Origin of the sequence: Phascolarctobacterium succinatutens (genome assembly GCF_023497905.1) — a bacterium.
In the GTDB taxonomy this organism is placed as follows: Bacteria; Bacillota; Negativicutes; order Acidaminococcales; family Acidaminococcaceae; genus Phascolarctobacterium_A; species Phascolarctobacterium_A succinatutens.
Map to the genome: position 1 here is coordinate 508977 of NZ_CP097284.1, position 18430 is coordinate 527406.

General features: G+C 48.4%; 15 protein-coding genes. 3 read left to right on the forward strand and 12 right to left on the reverse strand.

Going from position 1 to position 18430, the window contains the following annotated elements:
* Positions 1-25 precede the first annotated feature (25 nt).
* A complete protein-coding gene (locus tag M5E81_RS02435; RefSeq protein WP_249747791.1) occupies positions 26-643 on the reverse strand; it encodes a YigZ family protein in 618 nt (205 codons plus the stop codon).
* 212 nt (positions 644-855) lie between these two features.
* Between M5E81_RS02435 and M5E81_RS02440 the strand changes: the two genes are divergently transcribed.
* On the forward strand, positions 856-1857 hold the full coding sequence (locus tag M5E81_RS02440; RefSeq protein ID WP_249747792.1) for a bile acid:sodium symporter family protein: 1002 nt from the start codon (positions 856-858) through the stop codon (positions 1855-1857).
* An 86-nt stretch (positions 1858-1943) separates the two neighbouring features.
* Here the strand turns inward: M5E81_RS02440 and M5E81_RS02445 are convergent, their stop codons facing one another.
* The 3 genes from M5E81_RS02445 to M5E81_RS02455 all read right to left on the reverse strand — a co-directional run bounded on the left by M5E81_RS02445 (position 1944) and on the right by M5E81_RS02455 (position 5368).
* The gene (locus tag M5E81_RS02445; RefSeq protein WP_009145363.1) at positions 1944-3161 is read right to left on the reverse strand and encodes a nitrogenase component 1; all 1218 of its coding nucleotides are present in this window, start codon (positions 3159-3161) and stop codon (positions 1944-1946) included.
* A gap of 2 nt (positions 3162-3163) precedes the next feature.
* The gene (locus tag M5E81_RS02450) at positions 3164-4450 is read right to left on the reverse strand and encodes a nitrogenase component 1 (protein WP_249747793.1); all 1287 of its coding nucleotides are present in this window, start codon (positions 4448-4450) and stop codon (positions 3164-3166) included.
* Between the two features lie 87 nt (positions 4451-4537).
* Positions 4538-5368, reverse strand: a complete 831-nt coding sequence (locus M5E81_RS02455; RefSeq protein ID WP_336604770.1) for an ABC transporter substrate-binding protein — start codon at positions 5366-5368, stop codon at positions 4538-4540.
* Between the two features lie 122 nt (positions 5369-5490).
* Here M5E81_RS02455 and M5E81_RS02460 point away from each other — a divergent pair, with 122 nt between their 5' ends.
* Complete coding sequence (locus M5E81_RS02460) at positions 5491-5871, forward strand: hypothetical protein (protein ID WP_249747795.1); 381 nt, start codon at positions 5491-5493, stop codon at positions 5869-5871.
* A 217-nt stretch (positions 5872-6088) separates the two neighbouring features.
* Positions 6089-7648, forward strand: coding sequence for a ClC family H(+)/Cl(-) exchange transporter (locus tag M5E81_RS02465; RefSeq protein ID WP_009145368.1), 1560 nt, complete (start codon positions 6089-6091; stop codon positions 7646-7648).
* A gap of 64 nt (positions 7649-7712) precedes the next feature.
* Here M5E81_RS02465 and M5E81_RS02470 read toward each other — a convergent pair whose 3' ends face one another.
* The 8 genes from M5E81_RS02470 to M5E81_RS02505 all read right to left on the reverse strand — a co-directional run bounded on the left by M5E81_RS02470 (position 7713) and on the right by M5E81_RS02505 (position 18375).
* Complete coding sequence (locus tag M5E81_RS02470) at positions 7713-8972, reverse strand: L-cysteine desulfidase family protein (RefSeq protein WP_040565057.1); 1260 nt, start codon at positions 8970-8972, stop codon at positions 7713-7715.
* 201 nt (positions 8973-9173) lie between these two features.
* On the reverse strand, positions 9174-10463 hold the full coding sequence (locus M5E81_RS02475; protein WP_009145370.1) for a diaminopimelate decarboxylase: 1290 nt from the start codon (positions 10461-10463) through the stop codon (positions 9174-9176).
* The gene (locus M5E81_RS02480) at positions 10456-11163 is read right to left on the reverse strand and encodes a TrmB family transcriptional regulator (protein WP_249747796.1); all 708 of its coding nucleotides are present in this window, start codon (positions 11161-11163) and stop codon (positions 10456-10458) included. The genes M5E81_RS02475 and M5E81_RS02480 overlap by 8 nt, the downstream gene beginning before the upstream one ends.
* Before the next feature lie 206 nt (positions 11164-11369).
* A complete protein-coding gene (locus M5E81_RS02485) occupies positions 11370-12416 on the reverse strand; it encodes an ABC transporter ATP-binding protein (protein WP_249747487.1) in 1047 nt (348 codons plus the stop codon).
* A 17-nt stretch (positions 12417-12433) separates the two neighbouring features.
* Positions 12434-14101 carry an ABC transporter permease gene (locus M5E81_RS02490; RefSeq protein WP_249747488.1) on the reverse strand — a complete coding sequence of 556 codons (1668 nt, stop codon included), beginning with the start codon at positions 14099-14101 and terminating at the stop codon, positions 12434-12436.
* Positions 14102-14321: 220 nt separating this feature from the next.
* Positions 14322-15707, reverse strand: coding sequence for an IS4 family transposase (locus tag M5E81_RS02495; protein ID WP_249747153.1), 1386 nt, complete (start codon positions 15705-15707; stop codon positions 14322-14324).
* 116 nt (positions 15708-15823) lie between these two features.
* A complete protein-coding gene (locus M5E81_RS02500) occupies positions 15824-17209 on the reverse strand; it encodes an IS4 family transposase (protein ID WP_249747014.1) in 1386 nt (461 codons plus the stop codon).
* Positions 17210-17289: 80 nt separating this feature from the next.
* On the reverse strand, positions 17290-18375 hold the full coding sequence (locus M5E81_RS02505; RefSeq protein ID WP_249747797.1) for an ABC transporter substrate-binding protein: 1086 nt from the start codon (positions 18373-18375) through the stop codon (positions 17290-17292).
* Between the last annotated feature and the right edge of the window lie 55 nt (positions 18376-18430).

The following is an 18430-nucleotide window of genomic DNA, read 5'->3' on the forward strand; positions in this document are numbered from 1 at the left end:
TTCGTATAGTTTTTCCTATTAAAAGCTACAGCGCCACCTCAGCGGACTCTGTGCCCTCCTGCTCCAGCTCTATCTGCTGATTGAGGTTCTCTGTCAGCCAAGCCTCGGCCTCTGCCTTTTGCTCCGCGCGCATTTTGAGGATAACCTTGGCGCGCAGGTCGTACTGCACATCGGCAATTTCAAACAGCTGCTGTTGATAAAGCACATTCAGAATGCGGCCGACACTGTTCACATCATATAAAAAGCTGTAATAGCCCAGCAAAATTTTCTGTGCCAAGCCAGCTTCCTTCACCGCGCCTGCCACGCTGCCGCTGTAAGCACGCACAAGTCCGCCTGCGCCTAGCTTAATGCCTCCGAAGTAACGTGTCACCACGGCTGCTGTTTCCGTCAGCCCGTTTTTACGCAGTACCTCCAGCATCGGAATGCCGGCAGTACCGCTCGGCTCGCCATCGTCACTGGAGCGCTGTGCCAGATCATCCACGATATAGGCGGAGCAGTTGTGCGTTGCATCCCAGAACTCTTTTTTTACGGCCTTAATGAACTCCTGGGCCTCTGCTTCACTGTGCACCTTTTTCAGCGAGCAGATAAAACGTGATTTTTCAATCACAATTTCTTTACGGTAATCTCTGCTTATAGTATACAAGTAGCGTACCTCCGTCCGTATTTTTCGCAATTTATATTAACATTATAACACAATTCCACCGTTTTTAAAATTTTTTACAGTTTTTTACAGCAAACTCTTTATTTCCTCTTCTGTCTTTGTTATAATAGTGGACATTACAGACAAAGGAGAGAGCATTGATGCTACTCTTCATAAATTATTATTTTTTATTAAGGGAAAGAGGTAATTTCATAATGAAACAATTTTGTGCTTTAATCGGCAAATTCTTTGGCATCATCGCCATCGTTTTTCTGGTTCTCGGCCTCACAATGCCGCAGAACTTTTTGTGGGTATTAGGCAAGGTACACGGCATCAGCGTTCTGAGCTGCATGCTCGGTATCGTAATGTTCGGCATGGGCACCACACTGAACCTGAAGGACTTCGCACTTGTTCTTAAACGCCCGCTTGATATTATCATCGGCTGCTGCGCTCAGTATTTCGTAATGCCCTTCTTGGCATACCTGCTGTCCGTTGCCTTCAATCTGGACCCGGCACTGACCACCGGTGTTGTACTGGTAGGCACCTGCCCCGGCGGTACCTCCTCCAACGTAATCACCTTTATGTCCAAGGGCGACGTTGCACTTTCCGTAACCATGACCAGTGTTTCCACTGTACTTTCTCCGATTCTGACTCCGTTCATCACCTACATGATTATCGGTGAAAAGATTAACTTCGATCCGGTAGGCATGTTCTGGAGCATCGTCCAAATCGTTATTCTGCCTATCTGCTTAGGTCTGGCTGTTAAATCCTTCCTGCCCAAGCTTGCCGAAGCAGCAACCGACTATCTGCCAGCTGTATCCTCCATTGCAATTTCTCTGATTATCGCAGGTGTTATCGGCGCCAGCCGCGACCTGATTCTGAAGGCTCCCGGCCTGATTCTGCTGGTAGTTATTCTGCATAACTGCTGCGGTTACGCTCTTGGCTTTGCCATCGCCCGCTTCACCGGCCTCAGCTGGAAAAAGGCTGTTGCTCTGTCCATCGAAGTTGGTATGCAAAACTCCGGTCTGGCAACCGGCCTGGCAAAAGCACACTTCGCTGCTCTGCCTGCCGCAACCGTTCCCGGCGCAGTATTCTCCGCATGGCACAATATTTCCGGTGCACTTTTGGCATGGGCTTACCAAAACTACCTGAATCCGAAATTTGACCCGGATTACGCTAAGGAAGAAGCTGTAGAAGCAGAACCTGCCAAGGCTTAAATTAAATTTGGTTGAAAATTATTAATCCCCTTGAGCTTGAAAGCCCAAGGGGATTTTTGTCTGCCAATAATCAACCAAAATTGAAGTTACATATTCACGTACTGCTGAATATACTCAAAAAGCATATCCGCACCTCTTTCGCCCATGAACGGCAAATGCTTGGCAATTGTCCTGTGACTGTAACAGGGATGGCTTACGCAAACTTTAAAGTTTGTCATGTCAGCTTGCGCAACAGTATCCTCATCAGCCATAACAAGACAATGACGAATATCCTTCAGCAGCTGCAGATATTCCTTCTCTTCCTTAAAGTACTCTATGCCTTCCGCAGCAGTACCGGTGATTTTATGTGTGCATACACTGTGAGCTACATTAAATTTCAACTCCTTGAAGAATGCACCCAAGCCTTTTACTGTATCATAATCACCCTTTAAAAATACCGTACCGGGAGTTCTGCTAAGCAGCGGAGACTTTAAAAGCATTTTCAGTCTGCGTTTTTTTTCCTCCAAACGCTGCAGCATAGCTTCCTTAACCGGCTGCCCTATAACCGCTGCAACGCTATTTAAAAACTCTTTCGTCTGACTATAACCGTAAGGCGGCAGATAAACATAAGGCGTACCGGTAACGCTTTGCAGATATTCGGCACTGGGAACCGCTTCTGCTGTAAGAACAATATTCAGCTCGGCACTGCTAAGCTCGGCAAGCGCCTCCGTAGTCATATTCATCGCAAGGCAATGCAGCAGCTCGCAGCCGAAGCCCTCTCGCAGCAATCTTGTGATTTCGCAGATATCGGATTCTGCTCTGTAATGCAGCGGTGATGCACCTAAAATATTATAGCGTCCTTTTTGCTTGGCTGCGTCAGGCTGTACAAACAGCTCTGCCAGCTGCAGATAGATTTTTCGCAACCCGGCGCTGTAGTCTGCGCCCAAACCGGAGGTATTTACAGGAATCAGCCTGCTCTGAACCTTGCTCTGCAGGCTATCGCAGATTCCCGCAATATCCGTACCGATGATAGATGTTACAGAAGAAGTCAGCACAAAAATAGCCTTAGGCGAATATAAAGCATCCAGCTCCAAAATGCCTCTTTCCAGATGCTCTGTACTGCCCATAATAATATCACTGTCATCTACACCGGTAGTAAAAAGTCTGTCAGGATAATCCTGCCCCAGCTTATTGAAAAAATTCATGCTGAAATGTGTTGTTCCTTCGGGACCATATTCCAAAACAACTGCATCTTCTATATTCAGCAGCGTGCTGATGATGGCCATTCTGTCAGACGGCACCGGAAAATTTCTTATCAAAGCCATAATCACTTCTCCTCTATTTGAGTCTGCGTAAAATCCAGCAAACGCTTAAGCAAGCCGAAACAGCCTGCAAAGCCCAGTACATCCTGTCCCGGCATACTGTCTATACCGAAAATCCCTTTTCTTTCCAGGCTGTCGGTAAAGCTTCTGCCTATATACAGCTGAGGCTTTAATTTATCATAGACAAATTCCATCGCTGCCAGATTGGCACTCTTGCAGACATAAGGATCCGCATATTGCAGCAGCTCTTTTTTTGCTTCCTTGTTTTTCAGAGTGCTCATCTGTATCATCATCGGCTGCAGTCCTAATCCTGCCAGATAAGTATTCAGCTCCCAACAGTTATACGGACTGTTGCCATATATATAGCCAATACCCTGCAGCTTATCCTGCACCTGCTGCTGCAAAGCAAGGCATTCCTCCAAAGACTCTGTAACAATCTGCGGCAGCTCCATTTCCAAAGCAGCAGCAAGCTCCTGATAGGCCTGCAACACCTTGTGCGGATTACACATCGGTGGGAAGTAAACGTAAGGCACAGCAAGCTTTTCCTGCATCTGCTTTGCCAGCTCCAATCCTAGCTCATCAACAACAATATTCAGCTTCGCTCTTCCTGCAAGCGCCAAATCCTGCAGACTGCATTTGCCAGGAAGCTGCAGTCCTAACTGTACGCCGGCCTGCTCCAGCAGCTGCAGCAAAACAGAATTTTTTTGCAAAGGAGCACCATTGCCAAGAATATTGACAACATTTTCCGTCGGCATTTTCCGCATCAGCTTTACAGTGGCAGTCAATGTTCTTTCGATACCCGGCAGATGATCCCGACACTGAAAATGCTCCGTACGCACAAGCAGAATCGGCACATGGTACCTTTCCTCCAGCTCATCAACGAGTGCATCATAATCATCACCGATGATTTCCAGAACGCAGGTTGTTACCAATACTATGCATTTAGGAGCTCCTGCCTCAAAAATTTCGGCAACGGCCTTTTTAGTTTTCTTAATCGTACCGAAGGTCACATCATAATCATCTATTACTACTGAAACACAGCTTTCCTTAAGACTGCCGAATATTTTCATATTCGCCAGCAGCTTGGAATAATAGGTACATTCATCCGTACCTACGATAACTGTAACTGCCTCCGGCAGCTGTCTCACGGTCATCAGAACACCCATCAGCGGGCAATGAGTTCCCGGGAAGGATGTTGCCATCAGCGGTTTAATATCCCTTTGCTCATTTACTTCGCTCAAGCGTCTGATATTATGTAAAATATCAGCGTCATAGTTTTTCTTTTGCAGCATATTTCTTCTCCTCAAAAAACAAGGGGCAGCAGATAAAACCGCCACCCCCATAAAATGTTATTTAATATCACACAAAGACCTTTGTGTCTATTTGCCGTAAACTGCCTCATGCAGAAGCTCTACACTGTCAGCGGCATGTTGCGACAGACAATTTACATAACCCTGCGGAATGACAATCGCCTGTTTTTTCTTTACAGCGGTTACCGTAGCCAGAGCAGGATCAGCATAGAGTTCTTCTAATTGCGCATTGCCTGCCTTATAAGCACCGCCCTGAGACCAGGTAGCGATAATTATGTAGTCAGGATTTGCCTGTACTACTTCTTCCTTACTCAAAATACGGCTCGTTCCGGGTTTGTCCGCAATTGTATGACGTGCTGCCTCATAGCAGTCCTCTACGCCGGCAGCAGTCATGATATCGTTAAAGATAATCCCCTTGCCGCCGATAGCGCCAAAGCGCAGAAAGAGCAGACCTTTTTTTCTGTCCTCAGGCCGCATTTTTTTAACCTTAGCTTCAACCGCACTGATTTTTTTCTGCATCTCGGCAATCAGCTTTTCAGCCTGCTCCGTTTCGCCTACAGCACCGCCGATAGCCTTAATCGTCTTGGGAATATTGCTCAGTCTGGATGCGGCGGGATAAACAAAAACCTTAATTCCCACATCCTCCAAGCTGGAAATCTGCTCCGGCTTACTGCTGTCCGGCAACAGCACCAGATCAGGATTCAGTGCAAGAATAGCCTCCGGATTGCTTTCCGCAATTTTGGTAACATCCTTAGCCTCCTTGGCACCCATGGCCAAATCCTCATCATGCACCCATTTGGACAGGCCTGCTATACGCTTATGGTCAACAAGGCCTAAAAGCACCTCGTCACCATAAACATACAGGCTGATTATTTTTTGAGGCTTAGACTCAAAGGACAGCTTTAAACGATATTCAGAATCTGCCTCTTAACCAGATTCTGCTGGAACTTCAAGAGGAAGAACATCTTTATTTTAGTGAGGATATAAGTTTCCAAACACCTATTAAACATCGAATGAATATTTTGGCTAAGCATATGCTGCCAGTATTTTCTCATCCGTCCTTTCAGGAATATCTGATGGGCTTTCATTATGACAGCAATGAATTCTTCTACAAAGATCTTATAACGCAATACAACGTATTTATTAGCGCAAATAGCAAATTACATTATAATAATCCAATAAAGAAAACGAAAGAAAAAGGCTTATATCTGTGCGTTTACTGCAATGCTCATTATGGAGTAATTGATTCAAAAATAAAAGAACGCATATTAAAATTTGTCGAACAAAATAAATTGCATATGCATGGAGGCATATATCTTTTCCCGCTGCGCAACTTCTGGTCTACTTCTAAGCCTGAGGAAGAACTTGTTAAACTCTGCTTAAGAGTAGAATATACTGATTAAGGTGTATAACTATTATACGCTTTATTTTTATTTTAAATTGAAGCTCCTGCAGTAAAATACAACAAAACCTCTGATATTTCTTCCGGTATCAATACACAGGCAAAAGAAGTTGGTATATTTGTGCCAACTTCTTTTTATATGAGCATTCTGTGCATCTGTAAGGTTATTTTTGTGCTATAATATTAGTTACAAAAATTCGAAGAAAAGAGTTATATTTATGGACGATAAAGAACAAAAATTCAAAACCTACCGTTCGCTCAGCAACATGCACAACTTCCGCCTGCGCCTGTTTGCGGAGGGCATCCTCACCGGTATCTTGGCCGGTATAGTCATCAGCTTCTTCCGCTTCGCCCTCTCGGAGATGGAATACCTGCGTGGAGCGCTCTACAACCGCCTGTGGGTAAGCGACTGGAGCATCAACGCCTGCTGGTTCGCCGTGCTCATCGCCATCGCCTTCATCCTGCACAAGCTCAACTGCATCGAGCCTATGGCCGCCGGCAGCGGCATTCCGCAGGTTAAGGGAGCAATTTTAGGCCTGATGAAAATGCGCTGGCTGCACATTCTCTGGGTTAAGCTCACCGCCGGTATCATCGGCATCGGCGCCGGTCTTTCCCTGGGACGCGAAGGCCCGTCTATTCAGCTAGGCGCAGTAACTGCGCAGGGCGTCAGCCGTCTTATGGGACGCACCCGCATGGAGGAACGCTATCTGCTGACCAGCGGTGCCAGCGCCGGTCTGGCAGCAGCCTTCAACGCTCCGCTCGCCGGTGTAATCTTTGCTTTGGAGGAGCTGCACCGCAACTTTTCCATCATGGTTCTGCTGCCCTCAATGGCAGCAGCCTTCACTGCGACGATTATTTCCCGCGCTATTTTCGGTCGTGCGACAATTTTTGATATCCCCTACTTACAACTGCTTCCCATCAGCTATTACGGCATCGTCATTTTAGTTGCTCTTGCCAGCGGTCTGGCAGGCGTTATCTTTAACTGGGGACTGCTGAATATAGGCCGCTTTTACAGCCTGCCCTGCTTCAAGCGCCCTGTACAGAAGATTGCCTTTGCCCTCATCTGCGCCGGTATTCTGGGTTACTTCCTGCCGGAGGTTTTGGGCGGCGGCAACGATCTGATTAATCATCTGGCCAAAGCACCTGTATCGTTACAGCTTCTGCTGATTTTTCTTGCAGGCAAGCTGATTTTTACGCTCATCAGCTACGGTTGCGGCGTTCCCGGCGGTTTCTTCCTGCCGATGCTCGTTATCGGCGCTCTCTGCGGCAGCATTTGCGCCCAGATGCTGATTATGCTTGGCTGGATTGAGCCTGCATATGCCACAAATATTATGGTAGTTGCTATGGCGGCGCTTTTTGCTTCTTCCGTACGCGCGCCTATCACAGGCACCGTACTGATTATGGAAATGACAGCCAGCTACCAGCAGCTGCTTTCGCTGGCGATTGCTGCCATGGTGGCCTTCGTCATTGCGGAGCTGTGCCACAGCAAGCCCATCTACGAGGAGCTGATGCAGCGCATGCTGCACAAAAAAGCGCCGGAACCGGCTGTACTGGAGCAACGCAATGTTATCGAGCTGGTAATTTGCAGCGGCAGCAGCGTCAGCGGCAAGCTTATCAAGGATATTCCCTGGCCGCCGAATACACTTTTAGTTGATGTCAAGCGCGGTGAATCACAGCTCATCCCGGCAGGTGACACGCGTCTGCTCAGCGGCGATTTTATCTATATCCTTACTGCTACCGAGCATGTAGAAGAGCTTACCAAAATGGTAGAAGAATAATTATATAGCGGATAAAAAACAGAGAGCCTGCGTAAACCGCAGACTCTCTAATTTTTTGGCTTTATTACAGGCCAAGCATTACATCAATAATTTCTTTATCGGTTTCTACCATGCCCTGGCTGGCAATTTTGCCGACTGCAGCAATGGTTTCATCGGCAGTATTTTGGACAATGCCGTCACCGCCGGCAAAGTTACGTTCAGCAACGGACATATCAACGCCCATCAGACCGCCTTCAACAGCCATAGCAATCTTAGCTGCGCAGGAGGATTTTGCACCGTCGCAGATAATACCGCTGTTGATAGCCAGAGCATTTTCTACAGCATGCTCGATCTGGTCATCGGTGCAATCATACAGGAAAGCGATTGCCGCACCGGCACCGCAGCCTGCGCTGATAGCACCGCAGTATGCGGACAGCTTACCGATACCCTGCTTCAGGTAAATGGTAACAAGGTCGCTCAGCAGTACTGCACGCAGCATTTTTTCTTCGCCTGCAGCCAATGCATGTGCATAAACAACAACAGGAACAGAAGCGGTAATACCCTGGTTGCCGCTGCCGGAGGTAATTACTACCGGAAGCTCACAGCCGTTCATACGCGCGTCACTGCCTGCAGCAGCGCTGGCACGTGCGCGGATACGCAGGCTGTCCGGATCGCGACGCAGCAAAATTTTGCCGATGCTTGCGCCGTAATCATTGGTCAGGCCTTCTTTGGAAATAGCCATATTGAAATCAATCTGACGTTTCAGCAGATGCTTAACATTATCTAACGGCATATTGCGGGCCGCATCCAGAACATCCTCGATTCTCCACAGGCTCTTAGCCTCTTCTTCGGCAGGCACAATCGGTTTTTCCAAAACAGTAGCGCCGTTTTTCTTAATGCAGGTAACATTAGTGTGGTCCGTACGAATAGTTACCTCAGCATTATTGCCGCCTGCTGCCAGAAAAATGCGGATATAGAAAATATCCGGTTCTTCGGAAACGTGAATATTAATCTTGCCGGATTCAGCCAACGCCTTAATTTCAGCCTTTTCCTCTTGGTTAATATAAGCCAGAACCTCCAGCTGACGCTCGGAATGAGCGGCAACGACACCAGCAGCGCAGGCAACCTCAATGCCCTTCATCTTGTTGGTATTCGGTACAACAACGCTCTTAACGTTTTTGATAATATTACGGCTAACCCAGATTTCAATCTGCTCAGGGAAAGCTCCTAATTGCTCGCGACATACAGCAGCACAGTAAGCAATGGCGATAGGCTCGGTACAGCCCATGGCGGGAATAAGCTCCTCCGCCAGCGCCTCCTCATAAACAGCATATTTATTTTGCATAAGCACATCCTCCAAAATTCGGCTGCGTTCCCTCACAGCCTGATATTTTTTCGTAAGCATTATTGCCTAAAGCTTCCGACAATTCATTATCTATTGTAAATCAAAAGCAGCTTTCAGGCAAGTGCTTATATCACATAATAATAAAGGACTGAAGCCCTCAGGCCTCAGTCCTATTGAAACAACGTCACTAAGCGTTGTTTTTTACATTTTAATTTTTGCTTCTTCTGCCAGCTTCGGTCCGTACTCACCGAAATCGAAGGTAGCAAAATAATCTGCCGGTGTTTCCGCACGGCGAATCATTTTAACACTGCCGTCCTCCTGCAGCAGCAGCTCGGCACTGCGCAGCTTGCCGTTATAGTTGTAGCCCATAGAGAAGCCATGCGCACCGGCATCATGGATAAAGAGCAAATCGCCGATATTAATTTCAGGCAGCATTCTGTCTACGGCAAATTTATCGTTGTTCTCGCACAGGCCGCCGGTTACATCATACTTATGGTCGCAGGGAGCGTTTTCCTTGCCCATAACGGAAATATGATGATAGGAACCATAGATAGCGGGACGCATCAGATTAGCAGCGCAGGCATCACAGCCGATGTATTCTTTATAGATATGCTTTTGATGAATAGCAGTAGTTACCAAAGCGCCATTCGGTGCCAGCATGTAACGTCCAAGCTCGGTGAACAGCTTAACATCGCCCATGCCTGCAGGTACAAGCACCTCTTCAAACACCTTACGCACGCCTTCGCCGATTGCCAGTACATCATTATCCTGCTGTTCAGGCTTGTAGGCAATACCGATACCGCCGCTGAGGTTGATAAAGGAGATATGCGCACCGGTTTTTTCCTTAAGCTCTACTGCCAGCTCAAACAGAATACGTGCCAGTTCCGGATAGTATTCGTTGGTAACGGTATTAGAAGCCAGGAATGCATGAATACCGAAATTCTTTACGCCCTTGCTCTTGAGAATTTTATAAGCTTCGATAATCTGCTCATGAGTCATACCGTATTTTGCATCGCCGGGGTTATCCATAATGTTGTTGGCAATGGCAAAATGTCCACCGGGATTGTAACGGCAGCAGACGGTTTCCGGAATATCGGCAACCTTTTCCAAAAAGTCGATATGAGTAATATCATCCAGATTGATGTTTACATTCAGTTTACGAGCCAGTTTAAAGTCCTCTGCCGGAGTTGCATTGGAGGAGAACATAATCTCGCTCTCCTTAAAGCCTACGGCATCGCTCATCAAAAGCTCGGTATAGGAGGAGCAGTCGGCACCGCAGCCCTCTTCGCGCAGAATCTGCAGCAGATAGGGGTTAGGTGTAGCCTTTACTGCGAAATATTCTTTAAAGCCCTTGTTCCAGGAAAAAGCCTTGTTCACCAGACGCGCGGTGCGACGGATGCCGGCCTCATCATACAGATGGAACGGAGTAGGATATTGGGAAACGATTTTTTCTAATTGTTCTTTAGTAACAAACGGAATTTTCTTAGACATTCATATCACCTTTCTGTAATTTAATCAGCGCAATTTCATTCTGCAGCGCTTCCTTAAATAAATCAACTAAATTGCGTTTGCAGGAATACAAACAGGTTGAATCCTCATCATCCTGCAAATCTCCTGTCAAAACGGTGTGTGAATCGGCAATCAGACGAATCTGCTCGCTTTGCTTATTTGTTCCGTAGCAGATTGCTCCCGGCAAAGAAAAGTATTTATCACCGATAACTACTACCTTCAAGCCTCGCTGCAAAGCATCCTGCAGCTCCGGCAGCAGCAGCTCCAGCATTCTGCTGTTAGCTGACAGATAAATTCTTGCCTGTGCCTGACGCACGGTATTGCGCATTTTATTTATAATCTCTTGCGCACCCTTGATGGTGATATACCCCTCAGGATCATTGTTCAGCACCGGCAGCTGTTGGAGTATATCTTTTTTTATCTCCTCCAGACAACTGATTTTGTTGCTGCAAAACTCAGCAGCAGGCACCGGAGTATAGCGCGTTACCTTGCCCTCCTCCAGCACATACGCTGCTCCCTTATCCACCAGTCCTGCCAGCGCAGTATAAGTGTTGGAACGCGAAATGCCGGTCTGCTTGGCTGCTTCGTAGCCGGTCATCTGACCGGACTTCAGCAGCAGCACATACAGAGTTGCTTCCTGCTTTGTTAAGTTAAAATTAGTAAGACCTTCAATTAAATTCATAAAACCCTCATTCAGCTCTTCGGCTTTTGCGACGGAACTTTTTGCTTTTTGAGCGCATATTTATATTGTTATTCCTGTTTAAGACCACTATACTACGATTTAGACGAGTTGTCAATAGCTAACCGCCGTTTTTTATGTTTTTTCCCACAAAAAAAAGACGAAGATAACAGTAATTTAATCCGTTATCTCCGTCTTGTATTTTCAGCTTAGTTTCTGTCGAAAACCATTACTCTGTCAAAGTCCAGGTATACCTTGGAGCCGTCAGGAATTGCATCAATGTCTGCGCCCTTAACGATAACGCGGATGTCATGACCGTGAACGTTTACACGATAGTCAACCGCATCGCCCAGGTAGAAGCGGTGAGTTACCTGACCTTCCATCTGACCGCCGCTGAGGGACATGGTAATATTCTCAGGACGTACGGCAATGGTAGCTTCGCCGGTAACCTTAGCGGTATTCGGGAAGGAAACATTGCTGCCCTTAATGAATACTCTGTCACCCTTAACCTCGCCATCGATAAAGTTAACCAGACCGATGAAGTCAGCAACCATTTTGTTGGCAGGCTTGGTATAGATTTCGTGCGGCGCACCGATTTGCTGTACAACGCCGGCGCTCATAACAACTACGCGGTCACTCATTGCCATTGCTTCGCCCTGATCATGGGTTACATAAACAACGGTGATGCCCAGTTCCTTTTGAATAGCAAGGATTTCAAAACGCATGGATTCACGCAGCTTAGCATCCAGGTTGGACAGAGGCTCATCCAACAGCAGCAGGCCCGGCTGTGCTACCAGAGCGCGCGCCAAAGCTACACGCTGTTGCTGACCGCCGGACAGCTGATGCGGATAACGCTTGCTGTATTCGCCCAAATGAACCAGCTCCAGCATCTTCTGTACGCGTTCTTCGCGTTCCTTTTTATCTACCTTTTGAATTTTCAGCGGATAGCCTACATTTTCGGCAACAGTCATATGCGGCCAAACAGCATAGGACTGGAATACCATACCGATATCACGTTTTTCCGGCGGAGCGAAGCTGCCCTTAATGGAGGAGCTTACGCAGTGGTCGCCGATATAAATTTCACCTTCGGTAGCACGCTCAAAGCCTGCAATCATACGCAGGGTAGTGGTTTTACCGCAACCGGAAGGACCGAGGATGGAAATAAATTCGCCATCCTTTACAACTAAATCAAAATCGTTTACGGCAGTTACAGCGCCGAAACGTTTAAATACATGCTCAATTCTTACCTCAGCCATTTATTACACTCCTTTAATTAAATACCTACGTTACCCTTGGAAACCTTGTTCAGAATCAGGTTACCAATCAAAACAATCAGCAGAATGATTACAGAAAGCACAGAAGCGTTCTGCGTATCTGCATAGGTCTGCAATTCATACAGCAATACGCCGATGGTCTTGGTATCACTGCCGTACAGGAGCAGGGACATAGTCAGCTCGTAGAAGGACGGCATAAAAATCAGGAACCAGCCGGCAACTATAGACGGTGCAATAAGCGGCATGATGATATCCTTACAGCAGCGCAGCCAGCTGGCGCCGGAGTTCAGTGCAGCCTCCTCCAGAGAGATGTGTACCTGACTCAGCGAAGCGGCGATGGTACGCACAGACATCGTCATGTATTTTACCAGATAAGCAACTACCATAATCCACATCGTGGAATACAGGTTCAAACCAAAATTACCGCTGAAGGTAATAATCAAAGCCAGCGCAATAACGATGGACGGGGTACTGCCACCGATAACTACCAGCAGATCCGGCAGGCTGCGGCCTTTGATTCTGGTTTTAACTGCAAGATATGCAATAAAGATGGAAATAAGTGTGCCGATGCAGGCAGCAATAACAGCGTAAACAACAGAGTTCCAAACGCTTTCCATGTACTGGGAGCTGGTGATAACGGGAATCCAGGCATCAAAGCCAATGTTGTCCAGACCAATCGGCTTGGACAGGGTGATAATCAAACTGGTAAGCACGATGGAGCCCAGCGGAATGATAATGGAAATCATGCTGTAAGCGCCAACCAGGCAGAAGCAGGGCCATTTCCATTTGCCCAGCTCTACAATGTTCGGACGGGTGCTCTTACCGCTGATAGTGGTGTAATCCTTTTTACCAACCATCCAGGTCATACCGAACAGCAGGATGTTAGCAAGGAACATGAGGGACGCAGCCAGAGCGGTAGCATCACGTACGCCCGCAGTATCGCCCATGTAAATATAGGTTACGATACGCGTGGTCATTACTTCAATGTTGCCAGGCATACCTACGATAGCAGGAATACCGAAGCAGCTGCCGGCAGCAATAAATACCAGCAAACCGCCGGCCAGAATGGACGGAGCCATCAGCGGCAGTGTTACGTCAAAAACAGTACGCATCGGAGAAGCACCGCTGACACGCGCTGCCTCCTCCAGAGTCGGATCCATTTTCTCCATAGCACGTGAAATGGTAATGAAAGCAAAGGGAGAGTAGAACAAAGTCAGTACCCATCCTAAGCCGGCCATAGTATAAATGTCAAAGGGCGCTGTTTCCAGCCCAAAGACAAATTTAAGAATCTCGTTCAGATAACCTACACTGGGGTTCAGCAGCTGTACCCAGGCAATAGCGCCTACATACGGCGGAATCATGTAGCTGGATACCAGCAGAGTACGGTAGATTTTTTTACCGGGCATATCAGTACGGCCAACCAGCCAAGCCAGCGGGAAGGTAATCAGCACACTGACAATCATAACACCCAAAGACAGCTCGATTGTATTCGTCAACGCACGCCAGTTGACATCCTGGCTATATACATTGCGATAATTTTCCAAGTTAATTGCGCCATCAAGCATGATGCTGTCATACAGCAGGATTCCCATCGGGAAGATAACAAAGTATAAAAGCAACAGCACGGAGATAGCGATAACAATAAATTTACTGTTTATTCTTGACATAGAACGCTTCTTTCTCCTTTTTTAATACCTCAGAGCAACACCAAAAGCAGACTTTCGGCCCCTCTTTATTGAGCAGAAAACAGGGATGGCCTGAAAGGTCTCCCTGTTTCCGCTATAATTTAACTTAGCAACGCATTATTTATCCATAACTCAAACTTCGCACACGGAAAACATCCCGTATGCCTTGATAAATCAGCTTGAACTGAATGTCGAAAGCCATTCACGCACACTTCTGTGCACGCAGACGACTCATCCAAAGAGCGGGCAGATCGTTCAGGAATCGTTCCAAGAGCGATTCGACCAGCAAGACTTCTGACGGATATTCTGCCCGAAGCTGCTCCGCAAACTCCTGCAACACGAGGCGAAGCGCTTCCATGTACTTCAAGTCCGGAAGCTCATCAAGCCCCAGATAGAAGAGCTCGCCGAGGCTTCGCCCATCCGTGTTCTCACGTTCCTCGACAGCCAGGAGCATATATCGTGTGCAGACGACGGCGACATGCGCCGTCATCGCATCGTAGGAGACGGAACGACAATCCTTGCCGAGCCGCAGGTAGGACTTGCACGCTTTGAAGAACACCTCGATGCCCCAGCGCTTCCCGTAGAGCTGGATGACTTCTTCCTCCGAAAGCGAGAGGTCTGTCGTGACGAGGACGAGATAATCCTTCCGCTTGTTGCGGTTCCGCACGAAGACCAATCGCACAGGCACGAGGGATTCTCCCTGTTTCGTCGCGACAGCATCGACGGACAGGAGGTAACGCGAGCGTCCGCGGCGTTTCTTGTGTTCCTTGTAGATGGCCTTGACGTTCGAGATCTTCCCTTCGCAGAGGTAGCGCACCTTCTTGCTCTTCTTTGCCATAGCGGTGACGTCATAGCCGAGGTCATGGATGGCTTTCAGCGACGACGGCGAGCAGAACCATGTGTCGAAGAGGACGTACTGCGCGGGGATTCCTGTCGCCTTGACCTCCTGCAACAAATTGAGGACGACGGCTGGCGCTTCCATCTGCGCGAGCTTGCGCTGCTTTCCGCCGTTGCTCCTGGCATCGACGGACGCGTCGGCCTCGTTGAGACGATTCTTTCCCTTCGATGTCGAAAGGAGGCAGAACGTGAGCGGCAGGAAGGTGTTCCCATCCGTCCAGCCAAGGACGAGCAGGCGGAAGCCCTTCGTATAACGGTGGCTCACATGGTCGTAGACGTTCGCCAAGAGTTCCACGCGCTTGGAGCGCGAGCGGCTGAAGAGCGAATCGTCGACGATGATAGCGCAACGACGTCCGGCGTCTGTCAACGGTTTGATGGTTTCGTTGATGATCCGCGCCGCAAGGAGCAGCGTGAACCTGCGCCAGTTCGTGTGACAGGAGTTCAAGAAGCGGTAGGCCGTGTCCTTGCCAAACGGCAGGGATTCCTCGTGAAGCCGGCGTTGCATGTAAAGCGAGCGGTTCTCGAAGATGATGCTGACGAGCACAAGGAACACCAGAATAGCGGAAAAGCCCTTGAGTTTGCATGCGTTGGCAGACCGCAAAATCTGGCCGATGCGATATTGGTGGAAGAACAGCGAAGTTTTCTTCGAAATGGATTCCATCTGATGGGTGGTTTGTGGTATAATTTGCATAGCATGAACCTCCGCTTTAGTATGTTTTGTTTCACATCTTAATTACTCAAACTTCGCACACGGAAAACATCCCGTATGCCTTGATAAATCAGCTTGAACTGAATGTCGAAAGCCATTCACGCACACTTCTGTGCACGCAGACGACTCATCCAAAGAGCGGGCAGATCGTTCAGGAATCGTTCCAAGAGCGATTCGACCAGCAAGACTTCTGACGGATATTCTGCCCGAAGCTGCTCCGCAAACTCCTGCAACACGAGGCGAAGCGCTTCCATGTACTTCAAGTCCGGAAGCTCATCAAGCCCCAGATAGAAGAGCTCGCCGAGGCTTCGCCCATCCGTGTTCTCACGTTCCTCGACAGCCAGGAGCATATATCGTGTGCAGACGACGGCGACATGCGCCGTCATCGCATCGTAGGAGACGGAACGACAATCCTTGCCGAGCCGCAGGTAGGACTTGCACGCTTTGAAGAACACCTCGATGCCCCAGCGCTTCCCGTAGAGCTGGATGACTTCTTCCTCCGAAAGCGAGAGGTCTGTCGTGACGAGGACGAGATAATCCTTCCGCTTGTTGCGGTTCCGCACGAAGACCAATCGCACAGGCACGAGGGATTCTCCCTGTTTCGTCGCGACAGCATCGACGGACAGGAGGTAACGCGAGCGTCCGCGGCGTTTCTTGTGTTCCTTGTAGATGGCCTTGACGTTCGAGATCTTCCCTTCGCAGGGGTAGCGCACCTTCTTGCTCTTCTTTGCCATAGCGGTGACGTCATAGCCGAGGTCATGGATGGCTTTCAGCGACGACGGCGAGCAGAACCATGTGTCGAAGAGGACGTACTGCGCGGGGATTCCTGTCGCCTTGACCTCCTGCAACAAATTGAGGACGACGGCTGGCGCTTCCATCTGCGCGAGCTTGCGCTGCTTTCCGCCGTTGCTTCTTGCATCGACGGATGCGCTGGCCTCATTGAGCCGGTTCTTTTCCTTCGAGGTTGAAAGAAGGCAGAACGTGAGTGGCAGGAACGTGTTCCCGTCCGTCCAGCCGAGGACGAGCAAGCGGAAGCCCTTCGTATAGCGGCGGCTCACATGGTCGTAGACGTTCGCCAAGAGTTCCACGCGCTTGGAACGCGAGCGGCTGAAGAGCGAATCGTCGACGACGATGGCACAACGCCGGCCGGCATCCGTCAGCGGCTTGATGGTTTCGTTGATGATCCGCGCCGCAAGAAGCAGCGTGAACTTGCGCCAGTTCGTGTGGCAGGAGTTCAAGAAGCGGTAAGCCGTGTCCTTGCCGAACGGCAGCGAATCCTCGTGAAGTCGGCGCTGCATATAGAGCGAGCGGTTCTCGAAGATGATGCTTACGAGCACGAGGAAAACGAGAATGGAGGAAAATCCTTTGAGCTTGCAAGCGTTGGCCGCGCGCAGAATCTGGCCGACATGATAACGACGGAAGAACGCCGAAGTTTTCTTCGAGATGGATTCCATCTGCTGGGTGGTTTGTGATATACTTTTCATAGCATGAGCCTCCGGTGCTTGGTATGTTTTTGAGCCAACATAATTATACCAAACTGGCAAGACTCATGCTATTTTTCTGTTTACAAAGCCTGGACTTTCAAGGGGTGCAGGGGATTTTTACCTGCGAAGTTTGAGTCCATAACTCTCTTACGGAATTCTTCTTTGATTTGAGCATTGTTGTTAGCCAGCTTCTGCCAGTCAACTTTAATTCTGCCCTCAACAATCTTCTTGGTTTCTTCAGCACCGGTAGGAGCTTTTACGTCGCCACGAACGGAGTGCATCCAACCCTTAACAACTGCTTCCTGACCTTCTTTGGACAGCCACCAGTCAACCAAAGCCTTTGCACCCTCAGGATTCTTGGTTTCCTTGAAAATAGCGATCGGGGAAGGAACGTTGATTACGCCGTCGGTCGGGTAAACAATCTTCAGAGGCTCTTTCTTGGTGTTAGCCAGCTTCAGGATGTTTTCTTCCAGAATCATTACAGCTGCATATTCGCCGGTCAACAGCTTGTTTTGAATAGCGGAGTTGCCTTCTTCAACGCGCAGGCCGTTAGCTTTCAATTTATCGAAATATTCCCAGCCGTATTTGTCAGCCAGAGCGCCAACTGCTACATAAGCAGTACCGGACAGCATCGGGTTAGGCATAGCGATTTTGCCTTTCCATTTCGGATCGGTCAGATCTGTCCAGTTTTTCGGAGCTTCTTCAGCTTTCAGCTTATTGGAGTTATAAGCAATGATCATGTTGGAGATACGAACGCCGTACCAGTTGCCGTCTTTGTCTTTTTCACTGATAACGTTAGCATCTTCTTTGGATTTATAAGGCAACAGCAAGCCTTGCTCCTGCAGCTTCAGATAATAGGAAGGATCCGCAACCATCAGAACGTCTGCAGCAATTTTTTTAGCTTTGATTTCGCCGGTAATCTTGGTGATAACTTTTTCGGTACCGCCTTGGAACCAGTTAACCTTCATATCCGGGAAAGCTTTTGCAACATTAGGTTTGCACATATTGTCGATAATATCAGGATAAATAGAGGTATAAACCATCAAGCTGCCTTTTACGCCGGCAGCCTTATTGTCTGCTTTTTTGTCGCCGCCGCCGCAGCCAGCCAAAGCTACAGATAAAGCCAACATTGCTGCTGCACCAAGCATCCATTTAGATTTTTTCATTCACTCAAACTTCGCAGGTAAAAATCCCCTGCACCCCTTGAAAGTCCAGGCTTTG

What these genes read in the sequence shown, in the direction of transcription:
- M5E81_RS02440 (WP_249747792.1), top strand. Translation starts at nt 856, where the DNA reads ATGAAACAATTTTGTGCTTTAATCGGCAAATTCTTTGGCATCATCGCC.
- M5E81_RS02445 (WP_009145363.1), bottom strand. Translation starts at nt 3,161, where the DNA reads ATGGCTTTGATAAGAAATTTTCCGGTGCCGTCTGACAGAATGGCCATC.
- M5E81_RS02450 (WP_249747793.1), bottom strand. Translation starts at nt 4,450, where the DNA reads ATGCTGCAAAAGAAAAACTATGACGCTGATATTTTACATAATATCAGA.
- M5E81_RS02465 (WP_009145368.1), top strand. Translation starts at nt 6,089, where the DNA reads ATGGACGATAAAGAACAAAAATTCAAAACCTACCGTTCGCTCAGCAAC.
- M5E81_RS02470 (WP_040565057.1), bottom strand. Translation starts at nt 8,972, where the DNA reads ATGCAAAATAAATATGCTGTTTATGAGGAGGCGCTGGCGGAGGAGCTT.
- M5E81_RS02475 (WP_009145370.1), bottom strand. Translation starts at nt 10,463, where the DNA reads ATGTCTAAGAAAATTCCGTTTGTTACTAAAGAACAATTAGAAAAAATC.
- M5E81_RS02480 (WP_249747796.1), bottom strand. Translation starts at nt 11,163, where the DNA reads ATGAATTTAATTGAAGGTCTTACTAATTTTAACTTAACAAAGCAGGAA.
- M5E81_RS02485 (WP_249747487.1), bottom strand. Translation starts at nt 12,416, where the DNA reads ATGGCTGAGGTAAGAATTGAGCATGTATTTAAACGTTTCGGCGCTGTA.
- M5E81_RS02490 (WP_249747488.1), bottom strand. Translation starts at nt 14,101, where the DNA reads ATGTCAAGAATAAACAGTAAATTTATTGTTATCGCTATCTCCGTGCTG.
- M5E81_RS02495 (WP_249747153.1), bottom strand. Translation starts at nt 15,707, where the DNA reads ATGCAAATTATACCACAAACCACCCATCAGATGGAATCCATTTCGAAG.
- M5E81_RS02500 (WP_249747014.1), bottom strand. Translation starts at nt 17,209, where the DNA reads ATGAAAAGTATATCACAAACCACCCAGCAGATGGAATCCATCTCGAAG.
- M5E81_RS02505 (WP_249747797.1), bottom strand. Translation starts at nt 18,375, where the DNA reads ATGAAAAAATCTAAATGGATGCTTGGTGCAGCAGCAATGTTGGCTTTA.